4 protein-coding genes are annotated in these 6,851 nt (G+C 74.8%); all 4 read left to right on the top strand.

The annotated features are described in order from the left end of the window. A partial coding sequence (locus F8271_RS28885) for a PD-(D/E)XK nuclease family protein (protein ID WP_192580506.1) occupies positions 1-1,200 on the top strand: 1,200 nt, incomplete at its 5' end. Between the two features lie 27 nt (positions 1,201-1,227). Next, entirely contained in the window at positions 1,228-4,683 is a 3,456-nt protein-coding gene (locus F8271_RS28880; RefSeq protein WP_151492996.1) for an ATP-dependent DNA helicase, read from the top strand. 226 nt (positions 4,684-4,909) lie between these two features. Further along, entirely contained in the window at positions 4,910-5,113 is a 204-nt protein-coding gene (locus F8271_RS28875; protein WP_007464836.1) for a cold-shock protein, read from the top strand. Positions 5,114-5,335: 222 nt separating this feature from the next. Continuing rightward, a complete protein-coding gene (locus F8271_RS28870) occupies positions 5,336-6,649 on the top strand; it encodes a DEAD/DEAH box helicase (RefSeq protein ID WP_151492995.1) in 1,314 nt (437 codons plus the stop codon). The last annotated feature ends 202 nt before the right edge of the window (positions 6,650-6,851 follow it).

Below are 6,851 nucleotides of genomic sequence, written 5' to 3'. Positions count from 1 at the left end.
CCGCCACCCGACGACGGCGGTCCGCCGCCCACCTCGTCCACGGCCGCCAGCGCACCCGGCGACGGTGGCGCGGCATCCGGCAACGGTGGCGCGGCAGGCCGCGACGGCGGCGCATCCGGCGACGGTGGTGCGGCGGGGGAGGCCGGTGACGGGGAGTCGGACGGCCCCGGCGCGCTGCCGGTGACCCGGCCACCCCGGGCGCTCACCCTGCCGGCGTTGGTCGCCGAGCTGCGTACCGCCATCACCGACCCGGCCGCGCCGGCGGCCCGGCGGCGCGCGGCGGCGGCCGAGCTGGCCCGCCTCGCCGCCGCCGGAGTGCCCGGCGCGCACCCGGACGACTGGTGGGGCCTGCGGGCGCTCTCCGACGACCGGCCCCTGGTCGATGACGGCAAGCCGGTGCGGGTCACGCCGTCGGCGATGGAGAGCGCGCTGCGGTGCAGCCTGCGCTGGCTGCTGGAACGGCACGGCGGCAGCGGCCCGACCAGCACCGCGCAGGGCGTGGGCAACCTGGTGCACGCCGCCGCGATGCTCGCCGAGGACGCCAGCGCCGACCGGGGTGCCCTGCTGGACTACGTGGCGGCCCGGTTCGACGCGATCGAGCTGGCCGCCCGGTGGATGGCCGGGCCGGAACGGGAACGCGCCGAGGCGATGGTCGACAAGCTGCTGCGCTGGCTGGCCACCAACCCGCGCCGGCTGCTCGCCATCGAGCACGAGTTCGCGGTCCGGCTGGACGACCCGCATCGGCCGGTCGACCTGACCGGGCGGGTCGACCGGCTGGAGGTCGACGAGGCCGGCCGGCTGGTGGTGATCGACCTGAAGACCGGCAAGTCCACCGCGGTCACCGGCAGCGAACTGGCCGAGCACCCGCAGCTCGGCGCCTACCAGGCGGCGGTGGAGGCGGGGGCGTTCGCCGAGTTCGGCGACGAGTCCGGGGGCGCGGCGCTGGTGCAGCTCGGCACCTCCGCCAAGGACGCCCGGGAGCAGAACCAGCCGGCGGCGGGTGAGGGCCCGGCGGCCGGCTGGGCGACCGCGCTGGTCCGGCGGACCGCCGATACGATGGCCGCTGCCACGTTCGCCGCGGTGGCCAATTCGAAGTGCCGGGTCTGCCCGGTGCGCACCAGCTGCCCGGTCTCCGGGCAGGGGCGCCAGGTCGTCGAGCCGCCGACCACCCGGGGCGCCACCCATGAGGGCGAGGAGTGAGCCGGTGCTGGGAGCCGAGGCGACACCGTGACCCAGCCAACCCTGTTCGGCGCCGGCCCGGCGCCGACGCCCCGGCTCGCTGACTCCGGCCCCCGGTACACCCCGGTGGAGCTGGCGAAACTCCTGCGGCTGCCGGCACCCACCCGGGAACAGGCCGCGATCATCGCCGCCCCGGTGGAGCCACTGCTGGTGGTCGCCGGGGCCGGTTCCGGCAAGACCGAGACGATGGCCGCTCGGGTGGTCTGGCTGGTGGCCAACTCGTACGTGCGCCCGGAGCAGATCCTCGGGCTGACGTTCACCCGTAAGGCCGCCGGCGAACTGGCCCACCGGGTCCGTACCCGTCTCGACCAGTTGATCCGCCGTCTCGGCCGGCAGGGGCGGGACCCGCTGGACGACCCGCTGGCCGGTGAACCGACCGTCTCGACGTACCACTCGTACGCCGGGCGGATCGTCACCGAGCACGGGCTGCGCGCCGGCTACGAGCCGTCCACCCGGCTACTCACCGAGGCGTCCCGCTGGCAGTTGGTCGACCTGCTGGTCCGCAACTACGACGGCGACATGTCCGAGGTGGACCGGATGCCGAGCACCATCACCGACGCGGTGCTGGCGCTCGCCGGGGAGCTGGACGAGCACCTGGTCGCCCCGGACGAGTTGGCGGCCTGGACGGGTCGGTTCTTCGCCGAGGTGCAGTCGCGGCCGGGGCGGGTGTACGCCGACGTGCGCAAGGCGCTCGCCCTGCAGCAGACCCGGCTGCGTCTGCTGCCGCTGGTGCGGGCGTACGCCCGGCGCAAGGAGGACTTCGAGGCGATGGACTTCGCCGACCAGCTCGCCCGGGCGGCCCGGGTGGCCCGGGATCACCCGGCGGTCGGCGAGATCGAGCGGGGCCGTTTCCGGGCGGTGCTGCTCGACGAGTACCAGGACACCAGCCATGCCCAGGTGGTGCTGCTCAACGCGCTGTTCGGTGGCGGGCATCCGGTGACGGCGGTGGGTGACCCGTGTCAGTCCATCTACGGCTGGCGGGGGGCCAGCGCCGGCACCCTGGACCGGTTCCCCACCGAGTTCGCGCGCGCCGACGGTCAGCCCGCGCAGGCGCTGGGGCTCACCACGAGCTGGCGCAATCGCCCGGAGATCCTGCGGGTGGCGAACGCGCTGTCCACCCCGCTGCGCGCGGCGGGTGCCCGGGTGCCGGAGCTGCGCTCGGCGCTGACCGTCCTGGAGCCGATCCCGCACCGCAGCCCCGGCGGGGCGGCCGGTGGCACGGTGCACTGCGCGCTGCTGCCCACGTACGCCGACGAGGCGGCCTGGATCGCCGACAGCGTGCTCGCCGCCTGGCGCGGCGCGGCCCGGATGCCGGGCGTGGCACCGGAGCACATCCCGGTGGCGCAGCGCCCGACGACGGCCGTGCTGGTCCGGGTCCGCAGCCAGATCCCGGCGATCGAGTCGGCGCTGCGCGAGCGTGGCCTGCCGGTGGAGGTCGTCGGGCTGGGTGGTCTGCTGGACACTCCCGAGGTTCGCGACGTGGTCTGCACGCTGCGGGTGTTGGCCGACCCGACCGACGGGGCGGCGCTGCTGCGGTTGCTCACCGGTGCCCGCTGGCGGATCGGGCCGCGTGACCTGGTGGCGCTGCACCGCCGGGCTCGGGCCATCGCGAACGCCCGGCGGCAGGTGGCCGCCGACGAGAATGCGGAGATCAGCCCCGATCTGCTCGACGAGGCGACCCTGGTGGAGGCGCTGGCCGACCTCGGTCCCGCGCAGGCGTACTCGGCGGAGGGTTTCGCGCGGTTGCGCGCGTACGGCACGGAGTTGGCGCTGCTGCGCTACCGGCTGGACCAGGCGTTGCCGGATCTGATCGCGGACATCGAACGGACCATCGGCCTGGACGTGGAGGTGGCGGTGCGCGCCGGCCGGGACGGCGCCGGTGACGCCGGTCTGGCCCGGGGTCACCTGGACGCCCTGGGTGACGTCGCGGCCCGCTTCAGCGGGGAGACCCCGGGTGCGACCCTGTCCGGCTTCCTGTCCTACCTGGCTGCCGCCGAGGACGAGGAGCGGGGCCTGGCCCCCGGCGAGGTCGAGGTGGTGGAGGGCGCCGTCCAGGTGGTCACGGCGCACGCCGCGAAGGGTCTGGAGTGGGACGTGGTGGCGGTGGCCGGCCTGTGCCGTGGGTCGTGGCCGGGGCCGGTGCGCAACTCCGACCACTGGCTGGGCGGGCTGGGTGTGCTGCCGTTCCCGCTGCGGGGCGACGTCGACGGGTTGCCGGAGCTGGCGCTCGACGAGGCGGGGGACCAGCGGGCGGTGGCCCGGGCGGTGGCCGACTTCACCGATGCCTGGCGGGCGCACGACGAGCGGGAGGAACGCCGGCTGACGTACGTGGCGGTGACCCGACCGCGCCGGTTGCTGCTGTGCTCCGGCTACTGGTGGGGGGAGGGCACGAAGCGGCCGCGCGGCCCGTCGGTCTTCCTGCGCGAGGTGTACGACGCCTGCCTGGACGGCGGCCCGGGGCACCTGGTCGACGCCTGGGCGCCGGAGCCCACCCCGGATGCCACGAACCCGACGGCCGAGGTGGTGCTCCGCGCGGAGTGGCCGGCCGACCCGTTGGGTGGCCGGCGTCCGGCGCTGGCCGAGGCGGCCGGGCTGGTCCGCCGCCTGATGACCGACGGCCCGGCTTCGGTCGCTGTCGGGCCGGTCGCTGTCGGGCCGGTGGCTTCCGCGCCGGTGGCTGTCGGGCCGGTGGCTTCCGGGCCGGTGGCTGTCGGGCCGGTGGCTTCCGCGCCGGTGGAGGCGGATCCGGAGGTGGCGCGCTGGCGGCGTGAGGCGGACTTGCTGTTGGCCGAGCGGGCCGAGCTGACCCGGCTCTCCGGCGCGGTCGAGGTGGCCCTGCCGGGGCAGTTGAGCGTCACCCAGCTCGTCGCGTTGCGCAACGATCCGGCGGCGCTGGCCCGTACGCTGCGCCGGCCGGTGCCCGCCGAACCAAATCCGTACGCCCGCCGCGGCACCGCCTTCCACGCCTGGCTGGAGCAGCGCTTCGGCGCCGACCGGCTGCTCGACCTGGACGAGCTGCCCGGCGCGGCGGACGCGGACGCCGCGCCGGACGAGGCGCTGGCCGAGCTCCAGGAGCGGTTCCTGGCCAGCGAGTGGGCCGACCGGGCGCCGGTGGAGGTGGAGGTGCCGTTCGCCACGGTGATCGCCGGTGTGGTGGTCCGGGGGCGCATGGACGCCGTCTTCGCCCGACCGGGGGGCCGGTTCGACGTGGTCGACTGGAAGACGGGCCGGCAGTTGACCGGGCCGGCGGCGGAGGTGGCGGCGGTGCAGTTGGCCGTCTACCGGCTGGCCTGGGCGGAGCTGGTCGGGGTGCCGGTCGACCGGGTGGGTGCGGCGTTCCACTACGTCCGGGACGGGGTGACGGTGCGCCCCGCGGACCTGCTGGACGTGACCGGGCTCACCGCCATGATCGCCCAGTTGCCCGAAGATTCCGCCCAAGCTTGACCGCTGCGGGCAAAACCGTGGTAGGTTGATCGGGTTGCAGTTTTGGTTACCAGAGACTCTGTGTGCGCCTGGCGGGATTGTGGCCCCAGGCGCTCTTTGTTGTGTCCGGAGTTCTCCGGGCGGGGCGACCAGAAGCGACAGGCGATTCGCGCATTCCCGCGCGGAGCGCTCCTCTTCGGGCGCGCAACACGTGCGTGTCCGACGTTCCGTCAAGGAGACGAAACACATGGCTATTGGCACCGTGAAGTGGTTCAACGCTGACAAGGGCTTCGGCTTCATCACCCCGGACGGCGGCGGCGCCGACGTCTTCGCCCACTTCTCGGCGATCCAGTCCTCCGGCTACCGGAGCCTGGACGAGAACCAGCGGGTCGAGTTCGAGGTGACCCAGGGTCAGAAGGGCCCGCAGGCGGAGAACATCCGCCCGCTCTGATCTTCGGATCGGTCAGCATTACCTGTCGCGCCCTCCGGGTGTGACGGTGACGGGACCGGCCCGCCCCGCCGCCGCCTGCCTCCGCAGGCGGCGGCCTGGCGGCGGGCCGGCCTGTACTCCAATCGGTTCGTGCTTGTGAGTCCCGGCTGCCTGTGGCCGCCGGTGACAGCGCCGACATCGGCGCCCTCCCTCGACACGTGCCGCGTCGAGGAAGGCTTCTGCATGACCACGGTTATTCCGTCGTTCGCTCATACCGGTCTGGCACCGGCGTTGCTCACCGCGCTGACCGCGCAGGGCATCACCGAGCCGTTCCCGATCCAGTCGGCGACGCTGCCCGACTCGCTCGCCGGCCGCGACGTGCTCGGCCGGGGCCGCACCGGCTCCGGCAAGACCCTCGCCTTCGGGCTTCCGCTGCTCTCCCGCACCGCCGGCCGCAAGGCCCGCCCGGGTCGTCCGCTGGCCCTGGTGCTGGTGCCGACCCGCGAGCTGGCCCAGCAGGTCACCGCCGCGCTGGCCCCGTACGCCCGCGCTGTCGGGTTGCGCTGCGCCACCGTCGTCGGCGGGCTGTCGTTGCAGCGCCAGGCGGACGCGCTGCGTGCCGGCGCCGAGGTGGTCGTGGCGACCCCCGGCCGGCTGCACGACCTGATCAACCGCGGTGACGCCCGGCTCGACCAGGTCGAGATCACCGTGCTGGACGAGGCCGACCAGATGGCCGACATGGGCTTCCTGCCGCAGGTGACGAAGCTGCTGGAGCAGGTCGCGCCGCAGGGGCAGCGGATGCTCTTCTCCGCCACCCTGGACGGTGGCGTGGACCGGCTGGTCCGCCGCTTCCTGAGCAACCCGGTGACCCACTCGGTCGACCCGGGCACCGCCACGGTCACCGCGATGACCCACCACGTGCTGCACGTCGACGCGGTGGACAAGCCCGACGCGCTGACCCGGATCGCCGCCCGCGACGGCCGCACCATCCTGTTCATGGGCACCAAGCACCGCGCCGACCGGCTCGCCCGCCAGTTGCTCTCCAAGGGTGTACGCGCGGCCGCGCTGCACGGCGGCAAGTCCCAGCCGCAGCGCACCCGGATCCTGGAGCAGTTCCGCAACGGTCAGGTGACCGCCCTGGTCGCCACCGACGTGGCGGCCCGGGGCATCCACGTCGACGGCCTGGACATGGTGGTCAACGTGGACCCGCCGACCGAGGCGAAGGACTACCTGCACCGGGGTGGCCGTACCGCCCGGGCGGGCGAGTCCGGCACCGTGGTCACCCTGGTCCTGCCGGAGCAGCGTCGGGACGTGTCCCGTCTGATGGCCACCGCCGGCATCCGACCGCAGTCGGTCCAGGTGCGCCCGGGTGACGAGGCGCTGGTCCGGGTGACCGGTGCCCGTGAGCCGTCCGGCGTGCCGGTGACCATCGCCGCGCCGCCGGCGTCGCCCGGTCGGGTACGCGCCTCCGGTGGCTCGGCCACCGACGGTGGCGCCCGGCCGGCGCATCGCGCGTCGGGCCGGTCCCGCCGTCCGCGTCGGCCCCGTACCGTCTGATCTTCTGCGCACCGAGACCGACCCGTCCCGCTTCGGCTGGGCGGGTCGGTCTCGTCTGTCCGCGGCAACGATCCGATGGCCGGTCGGTCACGCCGCCCGCCTGAATATCTGAGTCGGCAATCAGCCCTGGCTCGGTCGGTTGGCCGACTGCGCCCCGCCCCGGCCTGGTCGAAGCTGGCCAACGGGGGAGGCCGGGCGGGGG

The organism is Micromonospora sp. ALFpr18c, assembly GCF_008868155.1.
Lineage (GTDB): Bacteria > Actinomycetota > Actinomycetes > Mycobacteriales > Micromonosporaceae > Micromonospora.
The sequence above is the reverse complement of the archived record's forward strand: the minus strand, read 5'-3'. Positions and strand labels throughout refer to the sequence as shown.

Bases quoted from the DNA above. Each gene is read 5' to 3' on its own strand.
- F8271_RS28870 (WP_151492995.1), top strand. From the start codon at position 5,336: ATGACCACGGTTATTCCGTCGTTCGCTCATACCGGTCTGGCACCGGCG.
- F8271_RS28875 (WP_007464836.1), top strand. From the start codon at position 4,910: ATGGCTATTGGCACCGTGAAGTGGTTCAACGCTGACAAGGGCTTCGGC.